Below are 22,924 nucleotides of genomic sequence, written 5' to 3'. Positions count from 1 at the left end.
CAGTTGAATTGTACATTCAATAGCGCGAATAGTAAAGTCAACTGAACAACCTTGAGTCATTTTTTCAATTTTTTTATTTATTTTGATCCTCATGACGAATTCCTCTGGTACCATGTGCTGGTTTCGCAAAAATCATTCGCCCAGCGGCAGTTTGCAGCGCACTCGTCACCACAACTTCGATTCGTTCATTCATAAAATGCTGACCATCTTCAACGACCACCATTGTGCCATCATCAAGATACGCAACGCCTTGCTGTCTCTCTGTACCCGCTTTTACTACAAGCACATTCATCGTCTCACCTGGAATCACAACTGGTTTGACTGCATTGGCAAGCGCATTGATATTTAAGACAGGAACATTTTGAAATGAAGCGACTTTATTTAAGTTAAAATCATTAGTCACAACGACTCCATCGACTAATTTTGCTAATTTTAATAACTTAGTGTCTACTTCCGAAATATCTTCAAAATCACCTTCGTACATCTCAACTGCAATTTTTTCATCCTCTTGTAAGGCATTTAAAATGTCTAGCCCACGACGGCCACGTACTCGTTTCAAACTATCACTAGAGTCTGCGATATATTGCAATTCGAACAAGACAAAGTTAGGAATGAGTAATACACCTTCTAAAAATCCAGTTTGCGCGATGTCATAAATACGTCCGTCAATGATGACGCTAGTATCTAATATTTTATACTTGCGAAACGCCTCACTACTTTTTCGATCTAAAAGCTGACTATCAGCTGTTTCTTCATTTTTTTTCGTTTTCGGCGTAAACATCTTACGCCATTCATCCATGCGAGTTGTCCCTAAACGAAAACCTAAGTAACCTAGAATAAACATCATAATGACCGGTACGATACTATTTACAAAGGGTAATTTCCAGTTGAAAAATGGAATCGAAATAATTACACCCAATAGCAAGCCTATAATCGCTCCTATTGAGCCAAACAGAATATAGGGTATGCTGAATTCACTTAATTTTTCTTCTAAACGTTTGATCCCAGCTAAAATATACTTTACAAAAATTAAAGATAAAAGATAAAAAATAAGTGCACCTAAAATACTATTTGTAATCGTGTTATTTAGCCAATCATTTGTTTCTTGTCCAATCATTTCCCAACCAGCAGGCAGAATAGAAATTCCTAAACTGATTCCGGCCAGTATCATTAAAATGGTGACGACTCGTTGCTTCATTGACATCCCTCCTTATCTTTAACGAAACACTTTACGCAAAGCTTCTGATAACGTTGCGACTCCAATCACTTCGATTTCTTTTGGTGGCACCCAATTTGTCAGGTTATTCTTTGGCACATAGACTCGAGTAAAGCCTAACTTTTGAACTTCTTTTACACGTTGTTCAATAGCGGTTACTCGTCTGATTTCTCCAGTCAATCCGATCTCACCAATAAAGCACTCTTCCGGGCTTGTTCCTTTTTCTTTATAACTAGAAGCTAGACTAATCGCAATGGCTAAATCGATGGCTGGTTCATTTAATTTTACTCCACCGGCAGCTTTTAAATAGGCATCTTGATTTTGGAGCAGTAGACCTGTTCGTTTTTCTAAAACCGCCATAATCAAAGATACACGATTAAAATCTAAACCAGTTGTGGTTCGTTTGGCATTTCCAAACATTGTTGGCGTCACTAAAGCTTGGATTTCTACCAAAATAGGTCGGCTACCTTCCAATGCGACCACGATTGCTGATCCAGTTGCTCCGGCTAAACGTTCCTCCAAAAAGACTTGAGAAGGATTTTGTACTTCTTGTAATCCGCCCTCGACCATTTCAAAAATCCCAATCTCATTTGTTGATCCAAATCGATTTTTTACCGCACGCAAGATACGAAAGCTTTGATGTTGTTCTCCCTCAAAGTATAACACGGTATCTACCATATGCTCCAACATCCTAGGTCCAGCAATTGAGCCTTCTTTGGTGACATGACCTACGATAAAGATAGCGATCCCATTGCTTTTTGCAATCTTTAATAGCTCAGCGGTTGTTTCACGTACTTGACTCACACTTCCAGCAACACTACTGACATCTGGCTGTGTCATCGTTTGAATAGAGTCGATAATGACATAGTCGGGTTCTAGATCTTCGATTGCTTGACGAATATCTGACATATCAGTTTCCGCATACAAGTAAAATTCCTGATCAATCACACCTAAACGTTGGGCACGCATTTTAATTTGTTCTGCACTTTCTTCTCCAGAAACATACAATACTTTACCACCGGTTGCCGCTAATTGTTGTGATACTTGTAGCAATAACGTTGATTTTCCAATTCCTGGATCGCCTCCTAGTAGAACCATTGAACCTGGTACAACTCCACCGCCTAGTACTCGATTTAACTCTTCAAGATCCGTTTTGACTCTTGCTTGTTTTTTAGGAATCACGTCATTTAAACGTGTTGGTCGCATTTTTTCACCCGTAATCGTAGCTCGAGTTCGTCTATCTGTCTGATCTTGGATCTTGACTTCGACCATCGAATTCCAACTTTGACATTGTGGGCACTTCCCTAAAAATCGTGGCGAAATATAGCCACAATGTTGGCATTCAAATTGAATTTTTGCTTTTTTAGCCATATAGCGCCTCCTCTTTTATTTTCGACCTGAAGAACCAAATCCACCTGTTCGTGTTGCTTCTGCTTGATCATCATCTGCTTTTAAAAATGGCAAAAAGATTCCTTGGCCAATTCGCTCACCTTTTTTGATCACTTGATCCGTTAGTCCAAAGTTTACATACTGAAACATGATATGTCCTTCATTATTCGGATTTTCATAATAATCAGCATCGATGATTCCAACACCATTTCCCATCATTAAAAAGCGTTTTAACGGATTGCTCGAACGATTGGCTAACTGTAAGAACTCGTCTTCTTGCATATACGCTTTAATTCCTGTAGGTACTAATGTCGGTTTTAAAACATGAGTTAAATCGTGTTTATTTTGCATCCATTGTTTGATGACACTAGGTACAATAATATCTTCTGCTGCTTCAAAATCATATCCTGCAGCTTGCTTCGTTGCTCGTACTGGCAATTGAATTTCTTTATCTTGATACGATGTTACAATTTCAAATCCTCTTTTTTTCACTTTTCTGCCCCCTATTAAATTACAAAATCTATTCTATCATAGAATGAATTAAGTCATTAAAGAATCGATCACACTATTTATATTTTAACGATAATTTATGAGAAAAAAAACAAAAGCGAAAAACTTCCTGATAATTTACAGAATTTTTTAATAAAAGAAACATGACTTCTATACCATTTATAGGTAAAATAAGAACAATTATAAAAATTAGAAAAGTTGGAGTACCTATATGCGGTCTAAATTAAAACATTCAAAACGTATCGTCATCAAAATCGGAACAAGTTCCTTAATGTACGCTAATGGCGAAATCAATCTAGCTGGAATCGATGAATTAGCTTTCGTCCTAAGCGATTTAAGAAATCAAGATAAAGAAGTCATTTTAGTTTCTTCAGGAGCCGTTGGGGTAGGAATGAATCATCTAAACCTAACGACACGTCCTACAACGATTCCAAAACAACAAGCAGTAGCAGCTGTTGGACAAGCTGCTTTAATGAATATTTACAATCAACGCTTTGCGACTTATGGAAAGCAAACTGCGCAATTATTATTAACTCGTGATATTGTAGAATACCCAACAAGTCGTGAGAATGTGATCAACACTCTAGAACAGTTATTGACAATGGGAATCATCCCTATTATCAACGAAAATGACACTGTCGCCGTCGACGAGTTGGATCACCAAACCAAATTCGGGGATAACGATCAACTTTCAGCCATTGTGGCCGAATTGATCCATGCTGATCTTTTAATTATGTTATCGGACATCGATGGCTTTTATAGTAACAATCCTCTTAGTGATCCAAACGCAACATTATATCCACACATCTCTAAAATCACCGAAACTCTCCTTTCACAAGCAACAGGTAAAGGTAGTGCATATGGTACTGGTGGAATGACAAGTAAACTAAAAGCTGCTACACGTGTATTAAAGAGTCATAGCGCGATGGTTTTAGCTAACGGACAACAGCCTAAAATTATTTTTGATATTTTAGCAGGTAAAGAAATCGGAACTTTATTCAAGGAGGAATTCTAGATGGAACTATTAAAACAGCTTGGTTCGCAAGCACAAGCAAGCGCTCATGCGTTAAGTTTATTCAATACTACTGAAAAAAATAAGATTTTAGAACAAATTGCGCAAGCATTACTCGAACAAACACCAGCAATTTTATCTGCAAACCAAAAAGATTTAGAAAATGCAGATAAAAATGGGATCGCTCCTGTTATGCAAGATCGCTTGAGGTTATCCACAGAAAGAATTCAAGAAATGGCTGAAGGCATTCGCCAAGTTATTCAGTTACCTGATCCTGTGGGTAATGTGGATAACATGTGGAAAAACGAAGCAGGTTTACTTATTGGTAAAAAACGAGTTCCTTTAGGTGTTATTGGAATCATTTATGAATCTCGACCTAATGTGACTACCGATGCAGCCAGTCTATGTTTTAAATCAGGCAATGCAGTTATCCTACGTGGTGGAAAAGAAGCTTTTCATTCAAATAAAATGCTTGTAACGATCATGCAATCTGTTCTCGCTCATTACCCAAGTATTCAATACGCGATCCAATTTGTAACAGATACTTCTCATGAAACAGCTGCAGCACTCATGAAATTAACGGAATACCTTGATGTTCTAATTCCTCGTGGCGGTGCTGGATTGATCAAACGAGTAAAAGAAACAGCTACTGTTCCGGTAATTGAAACAGGAACTGGCAATAATCATGTGTATATCGATAAAGATGCACAATTAGATATGGCCATCAAAATCATTGTGAATGCTAAAGCTCAACGTCCATCTGTTTGTAATGCTGCAGAAACGCTCCTGATACATCGTGATGTGGCAAAAGAATATCTTCCTCACATCGAACGTGCGTTACTAGACGCTAATGTTGAATTACGTGCTGATGAAGAAGCATCTGCTTATTTAACATCTGCTTCCTTGGCTACCGATGAGGATTGGGAGACTGAGTATTCAGATTATATTTTGGCCATTAAACTAGTTGACTCAATCGAAAGTGCTATTGCACATATTAACTATTACAATACAAAACATTCCGAGGCGATTGTGACCGATAGTTACCAAGCTTCTCAAAAATTCTTAAATGAAGTAGATGCCGCAGCTGTATATGTCAACGCCTCCACTCGATTTACGGATGGATTTATGTTTGGCTACGGCGCTGAGATTGGAATCTCGACTCAAAAAATCCATGCACGTGGACCTATGGGATTACCAGAATTAACCTCTATTAAATATATCGTTTACGGTGATGGACAAATCAGGGAATAAAAAAAACCGAACTTTTTTCTAAAAGTTCGGTTTTTCTTTACTCTAAAAATGTAAGAGGTTACAATAGATGAAATGAATAAAATAAGGGGTGTTTTTATGTATCATGTATCTTTTGTCGATTTGTATAGCAAAAAAACGATAGAAAGCAAAATCGATGAAGTTCCACGTACTGGGGATACTGTGGAATTAAAAGAGGTCGACAAGTTTTATGCTGTACGAGGTGTGTCACGGACGATTAACGAAAGTGAAGGGAAAACACTTCAAATTATAATTTATGTCGAACATATCAATCACACATATTGGAAAAACAGTTTATCACAAGGATGACCTTAAAGTTTTCTTTGAATCTGTTGATTTTCTTGAAACTTTGCGCGTAGACCGCTATAATTTTAAGAAGACTTCGGTCAAATTCAAATAAAGTGAGGAAACGCGTTGATTACAGTAAGTGATGTTAGTTTGCACTTTTCGGATCGCAAACTTTTTGATGATGTTAATATTAAATTTACGCCCGGAAACTGTTATGGCTTGATTGGTGCAAATGGTGCAGGAAAATCGACTTTTTTAAAAATTTTGGCTGGTGATATCCAACCTTCTACAGGGAATGTGATTCTTGGTCCTAATGAACGTCTAGCTGTATTACGTCAAAATCATTATGATTTTGAAGAATACACTGTTTTAGAAACTGTTATTATGGGTCATGAACAATTGTACAAGGTTATGAAAGAAAAAGATGCCATTTATATGAAAGAAGATTTTAGCGATGAAGACGGTATTCGTGCGGCTGAACTCGAAGGCGAATTTGCTGAATTAAATGGATGGGAAGCTGAATCAGAGGCTTCTGTTTTACTACAAGGACTGAACATTCCTGAAGAATTACACGATTCACTAATGAGCGAATTAACTGGTGGACAAAAAGTCAAAGTGTTATTAGCACAAGCTCTTTTTGGTAAACCTGATGTATTACTTCTAGATGAGCCAACGAATGGATTAGATATCCAATCAATCAATTGGTTAGAAGAATTTTTAATCAACTTTGAAAATACCGTTATCGTAGTATCCCATGACCGTCATTTCTTGAATAAAGTATGTACACACATGGCCGATCTTGATTTTGGTAAAATCAAATTATATGTTGGAAACTATGATTTCTGGTTAGAATCTAGTCAATTGGCTGCAAAATTACAGTCACAATCGAATGCTAAAAAAGAAGAACAAATCAAAGAATTGCAAGATTTTATTGCTCGCTTTAGTGCAAATGCATCAAAATCAAAACAAGCAACTTCTCGTAAAAAAATGTTAGATAAAATTACCTTAGATGATATTCAACCTTCTTCAAGACGGTATCCGTTCGTTGGATTCAAACCCGAACGTGAAATCGGAAATGATTTACTACAAGTTGAGAATGTAAGTGTAACAATCGACGGTAAAAAAATCTTAGATAATATCAGTTTTACATTAAATAAAGATGATAAAGTCGCTTTTGTAGCAGACAATGATATTGCAACAACAACACTCTTCCGTGTGATCATGGGTGATTTAACACCTGATACTGGAAGTGTCCGTTGGGGTGTAACAACTACTCAAGCTTATCTAGCTAAAGATACCACGAAAGAATTTTCAAGCGATATTACGATTTTAGACTGGTTACGTCAATATGCAAGTAAAGAAGAAGATGATAATACCTTCTTACGTAGCTTCTTAGGCCGTATGCTCTTTTCTGGCGATGAAGTCTTAAAATCTGTTAATGTTCTATCTGGTGGTGAAAAAGTACGTTGTATGTTGTCTAAAATGATGCTTTCAAAAGCCAATGTGTTAGTTTTAGATGATCCAACAAACCATTTAGACTTAGAATCGATTACGGCATTAAATGATGGACTGATGTCTTTCACAGGCTCTTTACTATTTGCCTCACATGACCATCAATTTATCCAAACATTAGCGAACCGTATTATTGCATTAACGCCTAATGGTGTTGTCGATCGTGCCGAAACAACTTATGATGAATTTTTAGAAAATCCAGATGTTCAAGCCCGAATTGCTGAATTATCTGCATAAAAAAAACGCTTGGGAAGTTCCCAAGCGTTTTTACTATTTTGATTATTTGCGACCTACGAAGAATGCCACAACAGCAACGACGATAATTGCACCAATAATTGATGGTACTAATGCCATACCTGCTAAAGATGGTCCCCAAGTTCCAAACAATGCTTGTCCTACAAAAGATCCGACTAGACCTGCAACGATATTTGCAATCCAACCCATAGAAGATCCTTTATTTGTGATAGCACCTGCAATCGCACCGATGATAGCACCGACGATTAATGACCAGATTAATCCCATATAAAACACTCCCTTCAATATAATCCGAATAATTGCTTCACATATATTTTTGTTACCTTATGCGATAAAACAATCATACTATAACCTTACATATTCGTCACTTAATATGCTTAAATATTTTTTTAAATTAAGAAACTTACGTTATTTAATTAGTTAAATTCACAAAAAAAAAGAGAGTCCTAAGCTCTCTTTTTAATATTAGATTTGTGACCAAACACTCTCTAAAATATTCGTTTGATTACGATCAGGTCCTACCGAAAAAGTCGAAATACGAACTCCAACTAACTCAGAAATACGACGTACATAATTACGTGCATTTTCAGGAAGTTCAGCTAATGTTTTGCATCCAGTAATATCTTCAGACCATCCTGGTAATTCTTCATAAACTGGTTTACAGCGTTGTAGCTCTTTCAAGCTCGCTGGATAATGATAAATCAATTCTCCATCCAGATCATATGCTGTACAGATTTTAACTGTTTCTAATCCACTTAATACATCGATTGAATTCAATGAAAGATTTGTGATTCCAGATACGCGACGAGAATGACGCATCACGACTGAATCAAACCAGCCGATACGACGAGGACGTCCTGTTGTTGTTCCATATTCACGGCCGACTTCACGAATTTGATCACCTACTTCATCAAATAATTCAGTAGGAAAAGGACCATCTCCAACACGAGATGTATACGCCTTACATACACCTACTACTTTATCGATTTTAGAAGGACCGACACCACTTCCAATGGTCACACCACCAGCGACTGGATTAGATGAAGTTACAAATGGATATGTTCCTTGATCGATATCCAGCATTACACCTTGAGCTCCTTCGAATAAAACTCGTCGTCCTTCATCCAAAGCATCATTTAAAATCACTGAAGTATCTGTAACATATTGTTTAATTTCTTGTCCATATGCATAGTATTCTTCAAAAATATCATCAAAATCAATTGGTTCAGAATCAAACATTTTAACAAATTGACGATTTTTTTCTTCTAAATTAATCGCCAATCGTTCAGCAAAAATTTCTTTATCTAACAAATCAGCGATTCGAATTCCAACACGTGCTGCTTTATCCATATAAGCAGGTCCGATTCCTTTGATTGTCGTTCCAATTTTATTTTCACCTTTTGAATCTTCTTGTAATTGATCTAATTTAATATGATAAGGTAAAATCACATGTGCTCGATCAGAAATACGTAAGTTATCTGTTGAGACTTCATGGTCTTTTAAATACGCTAATTCTTTGACTAAAGATTTTGGATTGACAACGACGCCATTTCCAATCACGCTAATTTTTTCAGGGTAAAAGATCCCTGAAGGAATTAAATGTAATTTATATGTTGTTCCATCAAATTTAATGGTATGTCCTGCGTTATCGCCACCTTGATAGCGTGCAATAACTTCTGCATTTTCACTTAAAAAATCTGTAATCTTTCCTTTACCTTCGTCGCCCCATTGTGTTCCTACTACTACTACTGATGACATATGAATACCTCTTTCTTATTTTGTTGTATTCCCAAAACATTGTAGCAAGTTTTTCAGTATAATTCAAATAATTATCGAATGTTTTTTTTTATTTAAACTAAAATTAAAGCAAAAAACGAACATTATTGTAATTTATAACTAAATTTACAGAAAAAAAGAAACGATCTAGAAAATAAATCTAGATCGTTTCGCTTAACTAAATTCTTCACGTAAAGACAATGAAGAAAATTTATTGTATTCTTTGATAAATAACAATTCGACTGTTCCACGAGCTCCACTACGGTTTTTTTCAATAATTACTTCAACCTTATTGTCGATTTGCTCTTCTTTTTCTTCATTTTCTTCGCCTTCACGCTCGTAATAATCTTCGCGATATAAAAATGCTACGATATCGGCATCTTGCTCAATCGAACCAGATTCACGAATATCACTCAAAACGGGACGTTTGTCCTGACGTTGTTCTACACCACGTGAGAGCTGAGATAATGCAATAACAGGAACTTTTAATTCCTTAGCTAGTTTTTTCAACTGACGTGAGATCTCTGATACCTCTTGTTGACGACTTTCTCGTCCAGTTCCTTCGATCAACTGTAAATAGTCAATCAAAATCAAACCCAGACCGCCCTTTTCTTGAGCAAGTTTTCGACAACGTGCACGAATTTCTGATATTTTAATCCCTGGCGTATCATCAATATAAATATTCGCTTGCGACAAGCTTCCCATAGCTACGATCAGAGCACGCCACTCTTCCTCAGTCAACTGCCCCGTTCGAAGATTTGCAGCTTGGATTGAGCCCTCTGCACAAAGCATACGATTAACCAATGACTCAGCACCCATTTCTAAACTAAATATGGCTACCGATTCATCAGTTTTAGTTCCAATATTTTGAGCAATATTCAATGCAAAAGCAGTCTTTCCCACAGCAGGTCGGGCAGCAATGATAATTAACTCTTCTTTTTGTAAACCAGCTGTCATTTTATCTAATGCCTGATAGCCTGTAGGTAGTCCAGTGATTGCTTCACCTTGTTGAGCAAGTTGATCAATCGTTTCAATCGTTGTATTTAGTACATTTGCTATTGAACGAAATCCACTGCTATTACGTTTTTCTGTAACTTCTAAAATACTGCGTTCTGCATCATCAATAATCGTTTGAATGTCTTCACTTTGTTCAAATCCCATCGTGACAATTTGATTTGCCGTATGGATTAAATTGCGAAGCATTGCTTTATCACTAACGATTTTAGCATAATATGCAATACTCGAAGCTGATGGTGAAGCTTGGCTTAACTCAATTAAATAAGAAATACCTCCAACATCTTCCAGCCCATTTGCTTGCTCAAGTTCTGACTTTAATGTAATGACATCGATTGCTTCATTCCGATCATTTAACTGAATCATAGCTTGAAATATCAACTGATGTGCACGCCGATAAAAAGCTCGCGGTTCCAATACTTCCATAGCGTCTACAATCGTATCTGAGTCTAAAAAAATGGCACCTAAAACAGCTTGTTCTGCTTCAATATCTTGAGGCGGAATGCGATCTTGCAAAACTTCATTCATTGGTTGTTCCCCTCATTTGCTGCATATTTCTACTTTTATTTGACTTCTTGGACATGAACACGAATCGTTGCTGTGACTCCTTGATGTAATTTTACTGGAATCTCAGTAGTTCCTAATGTGCGGATAGGTTGTTTTAAATCAACTTTACGTTTGTCGACTTTGATTTTGTATTGTTTTTCTAGAGCATCTGTAATTTGTTTCGATGGAATTGAACCAAACAATCGTCCATCTTGGCCGGCTTTAGCCTGTAGTTTCACGACTGTTTCTTCAGCTTCTAACGTTGCTTTTAGTTGTTTTGCTTCTTCAACTAATTCTGCTTCATGTTTTTCTTGTGCTTTTTGTTTTCCTTTTAATTCAGAAATCGTTTCATTTGTTGCTTCTTTTGCCAATTTATTCTTAAATAAATAATTTTGTGCATAGCCTGCTGGTACTTCTTTTACATCACCTTTTTTACCTTTACCTTTAACGTCTGCTAAAAAAATTACTTTCATTTTGTTCACTCCTCATTAAAATTTCGTTGGTCCAATTCGACATATAACAGCTCTTGTACTTCTTCTAATGTTTTTCCTGAGAGTTGTGTAGCAGCATTCGTAAAATGTCCACCACCGTTCAATGCTTCCATAATAGCCTGTACATTAATTTTACCAGTACTCCGAGCACTAATTCCAATTTTATCATCTGCTTGCTTAGTGATCACAAAAGATGCATTGATACCATTTAGAGAAAGCAGTGTATCTGCTGTCTTTGCTACCGTAATACTATCATAGATTTCTTCGTCTTCCGCAACAGAAATTAAAATATCCTTACGATAGTATTTGCTTCGAGCTACCAAGCGACTGATTAATAAATAAGAATCTAGATCTGAGCTCAATAAATATTGAATCAATGGGTTATCTGCACCTTTTGATTTTAAAAAACTCGCCACATCAAACGTCTTACCAGTCGTTTTTACAATAAAATTTTTAGTATCCACATAAATGCCAGCTAATAGAAGCGTCGGAACCAATCTTGGTAACCGCTGCTTTCTCGTGGTGAGAAATTGGATAAATTCCGATACTAACTCAGAAGTAGAGGATGCCGATGTCTCAATATAGGTGAGCAAAGGACGTACAGGAAATTCTTCACTTCTTCTATGATGATCAATGATAATCACTTTCTCACTTGCCTGATAAACCAGTTCAGAGATTCCTAAAGAAGGTTTATTGTGATCGATCATCACAAGTAAGCTTTGCTTATCGATCGACGCTATTGCTTCTTCTTCTTCAATCAATAATTCATTTAATTCTGGATACTGTTTTAATTCCTCTAGGCATCGACTCATATCTGGATTCATTTGCTTATAGTTAATTAAAATATAAGGTTTAATCCCGACCATTTGAGCAATTGCAGCCATTCCAAAAGAGGCCCCGACTGCATCCATATCTGGAAAACGGTGTCCCATGATGAATACTTTTTTATTCTCACTAAATAATCGTTTTAGTGCTACACTCATTGCTCTTGAACGAGTTCGTGTTCTACGAATCGTTCCATCCGTATTCCCTCCATAAAACAAAGGTTTACTATCCGGATCTTCTCCGCGTACCACGACTTGATCGCCACCTCTAGCTTGTGCTAAATCTAGATTCATCTGTGCACGTTCACCGATCGACTCAATATCATCTTGACCATAAGAGATCCCTATACTAATAGTCAAAATAAACTCACTATGCATCTCTGCTTCTTTTACTTGATTTAAGATTGGAAATTTTTTTTCTTGCATCTCTTCTAAATTATATTCATTTGCTACAAAAAGATAGCGCTCAGAATTTAAACGTTTATAAAATATATGGTAGCTATTTGCCCAATCAGAAATAATTGTAGTCACTAAAGAATTTAGTGTAGAAATATATTTATCATCCATTTGATCAATCAGATCATCATAGTTATCCAAAGAAATAATTCCAATCACTGTCATGTTCTTACTCCTTAATATACCAACTTTTTCTAAAAGAGAAACATTCATGCATATCTTTTAGATTTTATTTCTTATTTTACCATAAATGATCCCTACTGTTCACCTGATGACCTACCATAATGTTTCACGTGAAACATTATGATACAAAAAAGGAACCTCATGATTATGAGATTCCTTTTATCATATGGTTTACTCTTCACCAACGAATGGTAATAAGCCCATAATACGTGCGCGTTTGATTGCAACTGTTAATTTACGTTGGTTTTTAGCACCAGTACCAGTTACACGACGTGGTAAAATTTTACCGCGTTCTGAAATAAATCTTTTTAATAGTTCAACATCTTTGTAGTCAACGTGTTCAATATGGTTAGCTGCAAGATAGTCTACTTTACGACGTTTACGTCCGCCTCTTCTTTGTTGTGCCATCCTTTTTCCCTCCTATCACTTTTTTCTAGAATGGTAAGTCATCATCTGAAATGTCAATTGATGAGCTTCCGAATGGATCAGAAGTATCACGATCAAAATTCGGCATTCCGTTTGATGGTTGAGATGTCTGGTTTTGATTGAAAGTATTGCCAAAGTTCGATGATTGATTTCCACCAAAGTTCGTGTCTCCACCTTGTCTTTTTTCAGACGCAGAACGAGATTCTAACAATTGGAAGTTTTCTGCCACTACTTCAGTAACATATACTCTTTGACCTTGTTGATTTTCGTAGTTTCGTGTTTGAATCCTACCGGTAACCCCAAGTAAAGTTCCTTTACGTGCATAATTTGCTAATGTTTCAGCAGGTTTGCGCCATAAGACACAATTAATAAAATCAGCCTCACGTTCACCACTTTGATTCGTAAAATTACGATTCACGGCTAAAGAAAAGGTTGCAACTGCTGCACCATTTGCTGTATAACGTAAATCTGGATCTTTAGTCAATCGTCCGACTAATACAACATTATTAATCAAGGTTCGTCATCTCCTCATCGCTTTTTTTGTTTCACGTGAAACAATTAGATTTCTTCTTTCACAATCATGTGACGGATAATATCGTCATTGATTTTAGCAAGACGATCAAATTCGTTCACTGCTGCTGCTGTTGATGGAGAAGAAATTTTTACGATGTGATAGATACCTTCACGGAATCCGTTCATTTCGTACGCTAGACGGCGTTTTTCCCAATCTTTTGATTCGATAACTTCTGCTCCGTTATCTTTTAAGATTGTATCGAAACGTTCGATTAAAGCTGATTTTGCTTCTTCATCAATGTTTGGACGGATAATATATAAGATTTCATATTTAGCGTTTTCCATTGATTTTTCACCTCCCTATGGACTTTGGCCCTTATTGCTCTAAGGGCAGAGAGAGTTGTCTGATTTGACTACTCACAAATAAAAATTATACATCTATTTTCATGAAAAAGCAAGATTTATCTTTTTTCTTCCCCATCATTAATAAATACGTAATAAAAAAAGAAACTGCATAATTTTAAGCAGTTTCTTTTTTTATTTATTATTCTTCAGAGGTGTTTTCTTCAGTTTCTTCTACTTCCTCTGGTTCAACCGTTGCCATTGTTACAACTTTTGCTCCATTTTCCATTTTCATTAAACGAACACCTAACGTTGAACGGCCAGTTTGCGAAACACTTGCTACATTAAAGCGGATAATTACACCTTTATTGGTAATCATCAATATATCCTCGTCACCATTGACTGTGGTTAATCCAGCTAATGGTCCATTTTTTTCAGTAATGTTCGCAGTCTTAATCCCTTTACCACCACGACCTTTAAGTGGATATTCTTGGCTCGCTGTACGTTTACCATACCCATTTTCAGTAATGACTAATACTTCGCTATCTTCACGTAAAATTGCCGATCCTACTACATAGTCTTCGTCACGTAAACGAATACCACGTACACCTGCTGCCATACGCCCCATATCACGGACAACTTCTTCTGTGAACGTTACAGAGTAACCTAAGTGCGTGCCGATGATCACTGTATTTTGACCTTTAGTTTGAAGAACATTGACTAATTCATCATTTTCTTTCAAACCGATAGCAATCAATCCATTGCTTCTAATATTTGAGAATGCTGCCACTGAAGTACGTTTTACGACACCTAAACGTGTTGTAAAGAATAGATACTCTTCTTCAGTATTTTCTTGCTTAGAAACAGGTACAATTGCTTGGATGCGTTCGCTTGAGTCTATTCCTAATAAATTGATCACAGGAATTCCTTTTGCTGTACGTCCATATTCAGGAATTTCATAGCCTTTTGATTTGTAAACTTTCCCAGCATTTGTGAAGTATAGTAATGTATCGTGGGTCGAACAAGATACCAAGTTTTTAACAAAATCTTCATCATGTACGCCCATCCCTTGTACACCTCGACCACCGCGTCTCTGTGATCTAAATTCACTATTGGCTAAGCGTTTGATATAGCCATTATTCGTTAATGTAATGACGATTTCTTCTTCTTCGATCAAATCTTCATCTTCTAGAGATAAGACTTCACCAACCAATAATTCAGTTCGACGTTTGTCACCAAAACGTGTTCCTAATTCATGCAATTCTTCTTTGATGATTTGAAGTACGCGCTCTGGACGTGCTAAGATATCGGTTAAATCCGCAATTAATTTCAACAATTCTTGGTACTCATTTTCGATTTTATCACGTTCTAAACCTGTCAAACGACGTAAACGCATATCCAAGATCGCTTGTGCTTGTCGATCTGAAAATTCAAATCGTTCAATCAAAGCTTGTTTAGCTTCATCATCTGCTTTGGCTGCTCGAATAATCGTGATAATTTCATCGATATGATCTAACGCAATACGTAGACCTTCTAAAATATGCGCACGAGCTTCTGCTTTGGCTTTGTCAAAACGTGTACGTCTAGTAATAACTTCTTTTTGGTGCTCTAAGTAATCTTCTAAAATACGTTTTAAACTCAATACTTTAGGCACGCCATTTTCAATTGCTAACATATTGAAACCAAATGAGGATTGCAAGGCGGTCATCTTGTAAATATTATTTAAAATAACAGATGCACTGACATCGCGACGAATTTCGATCACGATACGCATTCCTGCACGACTTGATTCATCACGCAAGGCAGTAATTCCCTCTATTCGTTTATCACGATGTAATTCAGAAATTCGTTCGATCAATTTTGCTTTATTGACCATATAGGGTAATTCCGTAATTAAAATACGTTCCTTCCCATTTTTCATCTCGTCGATTTCTACACGACCACGAACGATAATTGATCCCTTACCCGTTTCATACGCACGACGAATGCCGGATTTTCCCATTACGATACCACCGGTTGGGAAATCAGGTCCAGGAATAACTTCCATCAATTCACTTGTTGTTACTTCTGGATTTTCCATCACAAGGTCGATCGCAGCGATCACTTCATTTAAATTATGTGGTGGAATATTCGTGGCCATCCCAACTGCAATCCCTGTTGTTCCATTGACTAAAAGGTTAGGAAAACGTGCTGGCAAAACAGCTGGTTCACGTTCTGTATCGTCATAGTTACTTTGAAAATCCACAGTATCTTTATTGATATCGCGTAACATCTCAACAGCTAAACGACTCATACGTGCTTCTGTATACCGCATCGCTGCAGCTCCATCACCATCGACAGAACCAAAATTTCCATGACCATCAACTAACATATAACGATAGCTAAATGGTTGGGCCATACGTACCATCGATTCATAAATCGCACTATCTCCGTGAGGATGGTATTTCCCCATCACATCCCCTACGATACGTGCTGATTTTTTATGCGCACGATCTGGTGTAACACCCAATTCATTCATTCCATATAAAATACGACGATGAACAGGTTTTAATCCATCACGAACATCTGGTAGTGCACGAGCTACAATAACACTCATAGCATAATCGATAAAAGAATCTTTCATTTCACTAGTTAGATTTACGTGGTGAATATTTTGCTTGATTTCTTCACTCAATGGGTATTTCCTCCTTTAAAACTAGATATCTAAGTTTTTCACGTAATGTGCATTTTCTTCGATGAACGCACGGCGAGGTTCAACCCGATCACCCATTAACATCTCGAAAACTTGATCGGCTTCGATCGCGTCATCCACAGTTACTTGTAGCATCATGCGGTTTTCAGGATCCATCGTGGTTTCCCATAATTGATGATCATCCATTTCACCTAATCCTTTATAACGTTGTACGCTTGGTTTTGGCGATGCTGGTAATTCAGAAATGACACGTTGTAATTCTTCTTCAGCACGTTTACCTGGTTGAACATACGTAATATTTTTACCTTGTTTCACTCCATACAGTGGTGGTTGTGCAATATAGACATAACCAGCTTCTACAATTGGACGCATATAGCGATAAAATAGAGTCAACAATAACGTGCGAATATGTGCCCCATCGACATCGGCATCGGTCATGATAACTAATTTGTGATAACGTGCTTTCGAGACATCAAAATCGCCACCAAAACCAGTTCCCATTGCTGTAAATAAAGAACGAATTTCTTCGTTAGCTAAAATTTTATCCATTGTTGCTTTTTCCACATTTAAAATTTTACCTCGAATAGGTAAAATCGCTTGAAATTCACGGTCACGTCCTTGTTTGGCTGAACCACCAGCAGAATCTCCCTCTACGATGAATAGTTCACATTTTTCAGGCTCACGACTTGAACAATCCGCCAGTTTTCCTGGTAGACTACTGATTTCTAGAGCCCCTTTACGACGAGTCACTTCACGTGCGCGTTTTGCTGCAAGTCTCGCTTTAGAAGCTAACATTCCTTTTTCAACGATTTGGCGACCTACATTAGGATTTTCAAATAAAAATTTAGAAAAATGCTCAGAAAATAATCGATCTGTTACTGTACGTACTTCCGAATTTCCTAATTTGGTTTTTGTTTGTCCTTCAAATTGAGGATCTGGATGCTTGATTGAAATCACTGCTGTCAAGCCTTCACGAACATCTTCTCCGGTTAGATTGTCATCATTTTCTTTCATCAATTTTTGTTTACGTGCATAGTCATTGATCACACGAGTCAAAGCAGTTTTAAATCCTGATTCATGTGTTCCACCTTCATATGTGTGGATATTGTTAGCAAAACTCAATAGATTTGTATGGTACCCATCAGTATATTGCATAGAGACCTCAACACTGATATCTTGCTGATTTCCTTCTAAATAGATTGGCTCTGGGAACAATACCGTTTTTGTCGCATTCAAATGCTCGACGTAACTCTTGATCCCACCTTCATAATGGTATTCACGCAAAACAACTTCTTCTTCGACACGACGATCTTCAATTGAGATATGCAAACCACGATTTAAAAAGGCTAACTCTCGTACACGAGTAGCTAATTTGTCAAAATTGAATTCAGTTGTTTCTTGAAAAATCTCTGGATCTGGAACAAAATGAACTTCTGTTCCATGTAATTGAGTTTCACCAATAACTTTAAGATCTTCATTTACTGCCCCACGTTGGTATTGTTGGTGATAAATTTTCCCATCTTTGTATACTTTGACATCTAAAGTTGTGGATAGAGCATTTACAACAGATGAGCCTACACCGTGCAAACCACCAGAAACTTTATATCCACCTCCGCCAAATTTTCCACCTGCATGTAAAACAGTAAATACAGTTTCAACAGCAGGACGACCAGTTTTTGCTTGGATATCCACAGGAATTCCACGCCCATCATCAATTACCGTAATACTATTATCTTTTTCCACAATTACTTCGATTTTTGTAGCGAAACCCGCCAATGCCTCATCGATAGAATTATCCACAATTTCCCATACCAAGTGGTGAAGTCCTTCTGAACTTGTTGAACCAATATACATACCAGGTCTTTTACGAACAGCTTCCAAGCCTTCCAGAACTTGGATTTGGCTCGCATCATATTCTTTGGCACGTTCGACTAAATTTTTCTCTTCTTCCGTCATTTAGGCACTCTCTCCTTTTATCTTTCCTTGTTCCACATAATAAATCATCGGTTCGACCGTCATTTTTTCTTTTACATGATCCAATGTTGTTGTCGTTAAAAATGTTTGAACTTTCCCTTCGATCGCCTCTAGTAAGTGCAACTGTCTAGAATCATCAAGTTCGCTCATTACATCATCTAAAAGCAAAATCGGATATTCTCCCGTTTCTTCTTTCATTAAGTCGATTTCTGCAAGTTTCACGCTTAATGCAGTCGTTCTTTGTTGACCTTGTGAACCATATGTTTGCACATTGCGGCCATTAATAAAAAAAAGCAACTCATCTCGGTGAGGACCTACGAGCGTGACTTGCCTAAATCGTTCATTTTTTTGAGTTTTCCCCAAGGCCTGTTGATAACTCTCCACAATTGATTTCATTGTGGAATCTGTTGATAAGTCGATTGAAGAATCATAAGTGATCGTCAAAGTTTCTTTTTGTTGGCTAATCGATTGATGCAACGTATTCGCCCAATATTCTAACTTCTTAATAAATTGCAATCGTTCAAACAACACTTTACTTCCAAATTCAACTAATTGTTCCGTCAAAATGGTCAAATAAAGCTCATCTGCTTTTTTTGTTTCTGCTAATTGTTTTAAGTATAGGTTACGTTGCTTTAACACATGTTGATATTGAACAAGATTATGTAAATAAACAGGACTGATCTGTCCGATTTCCATATCTAGAAATTTGCGTCTTAATTGTGGCGTTCCCTTTACCAGTGCTAAATCTTCAGGCGCAAATAAAATGACATTCATTTGACCTACATATGAACTCAATTTTTTTTGCTCTAAATGATTGATTTTAGTTCGGCGTCCCTTTTTTGTAAAACAAACATCTAGGAGAACCTTATGACTTTTTTTTTCGATTGTTCCTCTCACGCTAGCTTCTTTTTTTTGCCATTCGATCAATTCTTGCTCATGTGTCGTTCGATGACTACGAGTCATCGCTAGTGCATAAATAGCTTCTAGAGCGTTAGTTTTTCCTTGGGCATTCTCACCTAAAAAAATAACCAAGTCTTTTTCAAAAACCAGTGAAAGGTTCTCATAGTTTCTAAAATTCAGTAATTCTAAATTACTCAGTCTCATGTTGTTGATCCTGTGAAGCCATGAAATATGTACCATATTCTGGAATCTCAATCATCATACCAGCATATAATTTGCGACCACGACGATTTTCAACCTCTCCATCTACAAAAACAGTGTTTTCGGCAAGAAACCATTTAGCCTGTCCACCACTACTAATAATCGTTACTTCTTTTAACATTTGTCCAAGTGTCATATATTCTGATGTTAAAAAGATTTTTTCTTTCATTTTTTCCCTCAATTCTTCCACAAGACATATGCTTCTATTATACTATTTTTTCCCCTATAAAACAAATTTCCCTATTTATTTATGCTTTTAAGACAAGTTATACCTATTTTGATAGATTTATCCCAAAATAAAAATCAAGGCTTAAAATGGAATTTAAACCTTGATTTAGCATAAGTATTGTTTTCTTTTCCTTTTCAGGACATTTTCTTAGAAAATTGAAAATTAGTTTGTACGAACTGGTGTAATTAATTGAATAAATGCACCGTTTCCTTCAGTAGGTTCTAAAGTGAACGGACGAATTGCAGAGATGAATCGTACCGAAATCGATGTATCTCCGAAAGCTTGCAAGGCTTTTTTCATGTAATCTGGATTGAATGAAATTTCTAGTGGATCACCACTTACTTTTTCGTAAGACAACACTTCTTCTACACGGCCAACTTCTGGAGAATTTCCATATAATACGACTTCACTTGCAGTAATCGATAATTTTACGATATTATTTCGTCCTTCATGTGACAGTAAAGATGCCCGTTCGATCGCAGCTTGTAATGAACGTACTGAAAATTCAATCTCCGTATTAAAACTATTTGGAATCAATCTATTGGTATCTGGATAAGTTCCTTCAAGTAGTCTTGAGTAAAATTTAGTTGTCGGAGTTTCAAATAAAACTTGGTTTTCCATAATACTGATTTCAACAGATTCATCAAGTTCGCCTAGAGAACGAGAGAGTTCTATTAAACTTTTTCCGGGAATAACAATATCAAATTGGTCATGCTCAGCACCTAAAGGAATCACTCTTTGGCTTAAGCGATGTGAATCTGTAGCAACTGCGAGTAATTGTTGTTCTTTTAAAACCATATGTACACCAGTTAGGATAGGACGACTTTCGTGTTGAGAAACCGCAAATACCGTTTCATTAATCAGTTGATTCAAAATTTGAATTGGAACAGCTAATTGATTAGTTGTTTCCACAACAGGAAGATGTGGATAATTATCAGCATCCAATCCATTCACAGTAAAACTTGCCTTACCAGAAGTAATTTCAACTTGATTGTTCTCAATAACATTCATAGTGAAAAAATCTTCAGGTAACCGTTTAATGATTTCACTAAAAAATCGTGCTTGCAATACAATAGCACCTGTTTGTTCAATCGTCATTTGCGCTTTTTCATTTTCTACACTTAAAAAAGTTTCGATTGAAATATCTGCGTTACTACCTGTTAAGGTAAGACCACTATGGTTTAGACTAAGTTTTACTCCTGTCAAAATAGGAATTGTCGTTTTACTTGAAATAGCACGTTGTACTTTTTGTAATTCTTGCATAAAGGTTGAACGATGTAGAGTTAATTTCATTGGGAGATCTCCTTTTTATATATTTATTATTAATAAAAGAATAGTAATAGTAATAGGGCTGTGAATATTGTGGATAACTAAGATAAATCTGTTGAACCACAAAGGATTGACGATTTTTTTCTTGTGGATAAGCTGTGAATAACTGTGTGGATAAAATCAGGTGTTATCCACATTATCCCATGACTAGTTGTTTAAGCTCCGCCACCTCACGTTCCAATATAGGATCGTTTTTGATCAATTGTTGAATTTTCTCATGAGCATGAATGACAGTTGTATGATCTTTTCCACCAAACTCAGCGCCAATCTTAGGAAGAGAGCTATCCGTAAGTTCTCGAGCTAGATACATCGCAATTTGTCTAGGAACGACGATACTTTTTACACGCTTTTTCCCCTTTAAATCCGCAATCGATATACTATAGTAATTAGATACTTTTTCTTGGATTTTTAAAACAGAAACTTGTCCAATCGGCTCTAAGCCTTTTAAAGCCTTTAAAGCTTCAGCAGCTAAACTTGTTGAAATATCAGCATTTTTCATAGTCGCAAACGCTTGAACTCGAACTAAAGCACCCTCTAGTTCACGTATATTTGAATCGATTTGACCTGCAATATAACTAAGTGTATCGTCCGGTATTTCTAAACGTTCAGCTTCGGCTTTTTTCCTTAAAATAGCAGTTCTAGTTTCCAGATCTGGAGGCGTAATATCCACAGATAATCCCCAAGCAAAACGAGAAACTAATCTTTCTGGTAAAGTTGGAATTTCGTTTGGTAAACGATCGCTTGTTAATACGATTTGCTTATTATTTAAATAAAGCTCCTCGAATGTATTAAAGAATTCTTCTTGTGTACCTTCTTTATTGACTAAAAATTGAATATCATCTACTAATAATAAATCGACTGTACGGTATTCTTCACGAAATGCTTCCATTTCTTTTCTTTTAATCGAATTGATGAAATCATTTGTAAAGTTCTCGCTACTGACGTATTTTATTTTTGCATCAGGTCTTCTTTGCAACATTTGGTGTCCGATTGCATGCATCAAGTGAGTCTTACCTAAACCAACTCCACCATAGAAAAAAAGTGGATTATAAATTGATCCAGGATCTTCAGCGACTACTAACGCTGCAGCATGTGCCATTTGATTTCCTTTTCCAATCACAAATGTATCAAAGGTATATTTAGGATTTAGTACAGATTGTGCGTCCAAATAGTCATCTTTTGGAAGTTCTTTTTCAGGAAGAGGTTCTGTATATTTTGTCGATTCATCTGGTGTGACAAATATAGGAAATAACTCTTCTCCATTCAAACGATAACCTGTTTCTAAAATCTGTCCAGCTAAATTTTTTTCCCAATAATTTTTATGTAGTTCACTTGGAACTTCAATCATTAATTGATTTTTTTGAAAGGAAAGAGGTTGTGCAGTGTCGACCCAAGTATTATAACTAACGAAATTCATCTCTTTTTTGTATCGTTCTTGAAGCTCTTTCCAAATTTCATCAAGAGATGTCATACTTGCGTGCCTCCTTATATAAATAAATAGATAGTCTAAATGTAGC

At 36.5% G+C, this 22,924-nt stretch carries 21 protein-coding genes; 4 read left to right on the top strand and 17 right to left on the bottom strand.

Annotation, left to right across the window (positions count from 1 at the left end; all coding sequences use genetic code 11):
• Positions 1–73 precede the first annotated feature (73 nt).
• From I573_RS04010 to I573_RS04000, 3 genes are read right to left on the bottom strand one after another with little or no spacing between them, the layout of a single operon-like run.
• Complete coding sequence (locus I573_RS04010) at positions 74–1,198, bottom strand: PIN/TRAM domain-containing protein (RefSeq protein ID WP_016186223.1); 1,125 nt, start codon at positions 1,196–1,198, stop codon at positions 74–76.
• An 18-nt stretch (positions 1,199–1,216) separates the two neighbouring features.
• The gene (gene radA / locus I573_RS04005; RefSeq protein ID WP_016186224.1) at positions 1,217–2,587 is read right to left on the bottom strand and encodes a DNA repair protein RadA; all 1,371 of its coding nucleotides are present in this window, start codon (positions 2,585–2,587) and stop codon (positions 1,217–1,219) included.
• A 15-nt stretch (positions 2,588–2,602) separates the two neighbouring features.
• The gene (locus tag I573_RS04000; protein ID WP_016186225.1) at positions 2,603–3,097 is read right to left on the bottom strand and encodes a dCTP deaminase/dUTPase family protein; all 495 of its coding nucleotides are present in this window, start codon (positions 3,095–3,097) and stop codon (positions 2,603–2,605) included.
• 229 nt (positions 3,098–3,326) lie between these two features.
• Here I573_RS04000 and proB point away from each other — a divergent pair, with 229 nt between their 5' ends.
• The 4 genes from proB (at position 3,327) to I573_RS03980 (ending at position 7,433) form a co-directional block, all read left to right on the top strand.
• Positions 3,327–4,130, top strand: a complete 804-nt coding sequence (gene proB, locus I573_RS03995) for a glutamate 5-kinase (RefSeq protein ID WP_016186226.1) — start codon at positions 3,327–3,329, stop codon at positions 4,128–4,130.
• Positions 4,131–5,378 carry a glutamate-5-semialdehyde dehydrogenase gene (locus I573_RS03990; protein ID WP_016186227.1) on the top strand — a complete coding sequence of 416 codons (1,248 nt, stop codon included), beginning with the start codon at positions 4,131–4,133 and terminating at the stop codon, positions 5,376–5,378.
• 96 nt (positions 5,379–5,474) lie between these two features.
• Positions 5,475–5,705 (top strand): hypothetical protein, encoded by a 231-nt coding sequence (locus tag I573_RS03985; RefSeq protein WP_016186228.1) that lies wholly within the window; start codon positions 5,475–5,477, stop codon positions 5,703–5,705.
• A gap of 105 nt (positions 5,706–5,810) precedes the next feature.
• Positions 5,811–7,433, top strand: coding sequence for an ABC-F family ATP-binding cassette domain-containing protein (locus I573_RS03980; protein WP_016186229.1), 1,623 nt, complete (start codon positions 5,811–5,813; stop codon positions 7,431–7,433).
• Between the two features lie 42 nt (positions 7,434–7,475).
• Here I573_RS03980 and I573_RS03975 read toward each other — a convergent pair whose 3' ends face one another.
• The 14 genes from I573_RS03975 to dnaA all read right to left on the bottom strand — a co-directional run bounded on the left by I573_RS03975 (position 7,476) and on the right by dnaA (position 22,878).
• Positions 7,476–7,718 (bottom strand): GlsB/YeaQ/YmgE family stress response membrane protein, encoded by a 243-nt coding sequence (locus I573_RS03975; RefSeq protein ID WP_016186230.1) that lies wholly within the window; start codon positions 7,716–7,718, stop codon positions 7,476–7,478.
• Between the two features lie 198 nt (positions 7,719–7,916).
• The gene (locus tag I573_RS03970) at positions 7,917–9,209 is read right to left on the bottom strand and encodes an adenylosuccinate synthase (RefSeq protein ID WP_016186231.1); all 1,293 of its coding nucleotides are present in this window, start codon (positions 9,207–9,209) and stop codon (positions 7,917–7,919) included.
• A gap of 192 nt (positions 9,210–9,401) precedes the next feature.
• Complete coding sequence (gene dnaB / locus I573_RS03965; protein ID WP_016186232.1) at positions 9,402–10,769, bottom strand: replicative DNA helicase; 1,368 nt, start codon at positions 10,767–10,769, stop codon at positions 9,402–9,404.
• A gap of 35 nt (positions 10,770–10,804) precedes the next feature.
• Positions 10,805–11,260 carry a 50S ribosomal protein L9 gene (gene rplI / locus I573_RS03960; RefSeq protein WP_016186233.1) on the bottom strand — a complete coding sequence of 152 codons (456 nt, stop codon included), beginning with the start codon at positions 11,258–11,260 and terminating at the stop codon, positions 10,805–10,807.
• 5 nt (positions 11,261–11,265) lie between these two features.
• Positions 11,266–12,723 carry a GGDEF domain-containing protein gene (locus I573_RS03955; protein WP_016186234.1) on the bottom strand — a complete coding sequence of 486 codons (1,458 nt, stop codon included), beginning with the start codon at positions 12,721–12,723 and terminating at the stop codon, positions 11,266–11,268.
• Positions 12,724–12,912: 189 nt separating this feature from the next.
• Entirely contained in the window at positions 12,913–13,149 is a 237-nt protein-coding gene (rpsR, locus tag I573_RS03950; RefSeq protein ID WP_016186235.1) for a 30S ribosomal protein S18, read from the bottom strand.
• A 25-nt stretch (positions 13,150–13,174) separates the two neighbouring features.
• A complete protein-coding gene (gene ssb, locus I573_RS03945) occupies positions 13,175–13,681 on the bottom strand; it encodes a single-stranded DNA-binding protein (protein WP_016186236.1) in 507 nt (168 codons plus the stop codon).
• A gap of 44 nt (positions 13,682–13,725) precedes the next feature.
• Positions 13,726–14,025, bottom strand: coding sequence for a 30S ribosomal protein S6 (rpsF, locus tag I573_RS03940; protein ID WP_016186237.1), 300 nt, complete (start codon positions 14,023–14,025; stop codon positions 13,726–13,728).
• 199 nt (positions 14,026–14,224) lie between these two features.
• A complete protein-coding gene (gyrA, locus tag I573_RS03935; protein WP_016186238.1) occupies positions 14,225–16,696 on the bottom strand; it encodes a DNA gyrase subunit A in 2,472 nt (823 codons plus the stop codon).
• A gap of 21 nt (positions 16,697–16,717) precedes the next feature.
• Positions 16,718–18,670: a DNA topoisomerase (ATP-hydrolyzing) subunit B gene (gene gyrB / locus I573_RS03930; protein ID WP_016186239.1), complete on the bottom strand. Its 1,953-nt coding sequence runs from the start codon at positions 18,668–18,670 to the stop codon at positions 16,718–16,720.
• Positions 18,671–19,792: a DNA replication/repair protein RecF gene (gene recF, locus I573_RS03925; RefSeq protein ID WP_016186240.1), complete on the bottom strand. Its 1,122-nt coding sequence runs from the start codon at positions 19,790–19,792 to the stop codon at positions 18,671–18,673.
• Positions 19,779–20,018, bottom strand: a complete 240-nt coding sequence (gene yaaA / locus I573_RS03920; protein ID WP_016186241.1) for a S4 domain-containing protein YaaA — start codon at positions 20,016–20,018, stop codon at positions 19,779–19,781. Before yaaA ends, recF begins: the two co-directional genes overlap by 14 nt.
• 222 nt (positions 20,019–20,240) lie before the next feature.
• The gene (gene dnaN, locus I573_RS03915; protein ID WP_016186242.1) at positions 20,241–21,371 is read right to left on the bottom strand and encodes a DNA polymerase III subunit beta; all 1,131 of its coding nucleotides are present in this window, start codon (positions 21,369–21,371) and stop codon (positions 20,241–20,243) included.
• A 172-nt stretch (positions 21,372–21,543) separates the two neighbouring features.
• Complete coding sequence (gene dnaA / locus I573_RS03910) at positions 21,544–22,878, bottom strand: chromosomal replication initiator protein DnaA (RefSeq protein WP_016186243.1); 1,335 nt, start codon at positions 22,876–22,878, stop codon at positions 21,544–21,546.
• Between the last annotated feature and the right edge of the window lie 46 nt (positions 22,879–22,924).

Origin of the sequence: Enterococcus sulfureus ATCC 49903 (assembly GCF_000407605.1) — a bacterium.
Classification (GTDB): Bacteria; Bacillota; Bacilli; order Lactobacillales; family Enterococcaceae; genus Enterococcus_G; species Enterococcus_G sulfureus.
Note: the sequence above shows the minus strand (reverse complement) of the source record. Positions and strands in the feature narration are given on the sequence as shown.

What these genes read in the sequence shown, in the direction of transcription:
- rplI (WP_016186233.1), bottom strand. Translation starts at nt 11,260, where the DNA reads ATGAAAGTAATTTTTTTAGCAGACGTTAAAGGTAAAGGTAAAAAAGGT.
- gyrB (WP_016186239.1), bottom strand. Translation starts at nt 18,670, where the DNA reads ATGACGGAAGAAGAGAAAAATTTAGTCGAACGTGCCAAAGAATATGAT.
- yaaA (WP_016186241.1), bottom strand. Translation starts at nt 20,018, where the DNA reads ATGAAAGAAAAAATCTTTTTAACATCAGAATATATGACACTTGGACAA.
- dnaN (WP_016186242.1), bottom strand. Translation starts at nt 21,371, where the DNA reads ATGAAATTAACTCTACATCGTTCAACCTTTATGCAAGAATTACAAAAA.
- I573_RS04010 (WP_016186223.1), bottom strand. Translation starts at nt 1,198, where the DNA reads ATGAAGCAACGAGTCGTCACCATTTTAATGATACTGGCCGGAATCAGT.
- recF (WP_016186240.1), bottom strand. Translation starts at nt 19,792, where the DNA reads ATGAGACTGAGTAATTTAGAATTACTGAATTTTAGAAACTATGAGAAC.
- I573_RS03990 (WP_016186227.1), top strand. Translation starts at nt 4,131, where the DNA reads ATGGAACTATTAAAACAGCTTGGTTCGCAAGCACAAGCAAGCGCTCAT.
- rpsF (WP_016186237.1), bottom strand. Translation starts at nt 14,025, where the DNA reads ATGGAAAACGCTAAATATGAAATCTTATATATTATCCGTCCAAACATT.
- I573_RS03970 (WP_016186231.1), bottom strand. Translation starts at nt 9,209, where the DNA reads ATGTCATCAGTAGTAGTAGTAGGAACACAATGGGGCGACGAAGGTAAA.
- rpsR (WP_016186235.1), bottom strand. Translation starts at nt 13,149, where the DNA reads ATGGCACAACAAAGAAGAGGCGGACGTAAACGTCGTAAAGTAGACTAT.
- proB (WP_016186226.1), top strand. Translation starts at nt 3,327, where the DNA reads ATGCGGTCTAAATTAAAACATTCAAAACGTATCGTCATCAAAATCGGA.
- dnaB (WP_016186232.1), bottom strand. Translation starts at nt 10,769, where the DNA reads ATGAATGAAGTTTTGCAAGATCGCATTCCGCCTCAAGATATTGAAGCA.
- I573_RS03975 (WP_016186230.1), bottom strand. Translation starts at nt 7,718, where the DNA reads ATGGGATTAATCTGGTCATTAATCGTCGGTGCTATCATCGGTGCGATT.
- I573_RS03955 (WP_016186234.1), bottom strand. Translation starts at nt 12,723, where the DNA reads ATGACAGTGATTGGAATTATTTCTTTGGATAACTATGATGATCTGATT.
- radA (WP_016186224.1), bottom strand. Translation starts at nt 2,587, where the DNA reads ATGGCTAAAAAAGCAAAAATTCAATTTGAATGCCAACATTGTGGCTAT.
- I573_RS03985 (WP_016186228.1), top strand. Translation starts at nt 5,475, where the DNA reads ATGTATCATGTATCTTTTGTCGATTTGTATAGCAAAAAAACGATAGAA.
- dnaA (WP_016186243.1), bottom strand. Translation starts at nt 22,878, where the DNA reads ATGACATCTCTTGATGAAATTTGGAAAGAGCTTCAAGAACGATACAAA.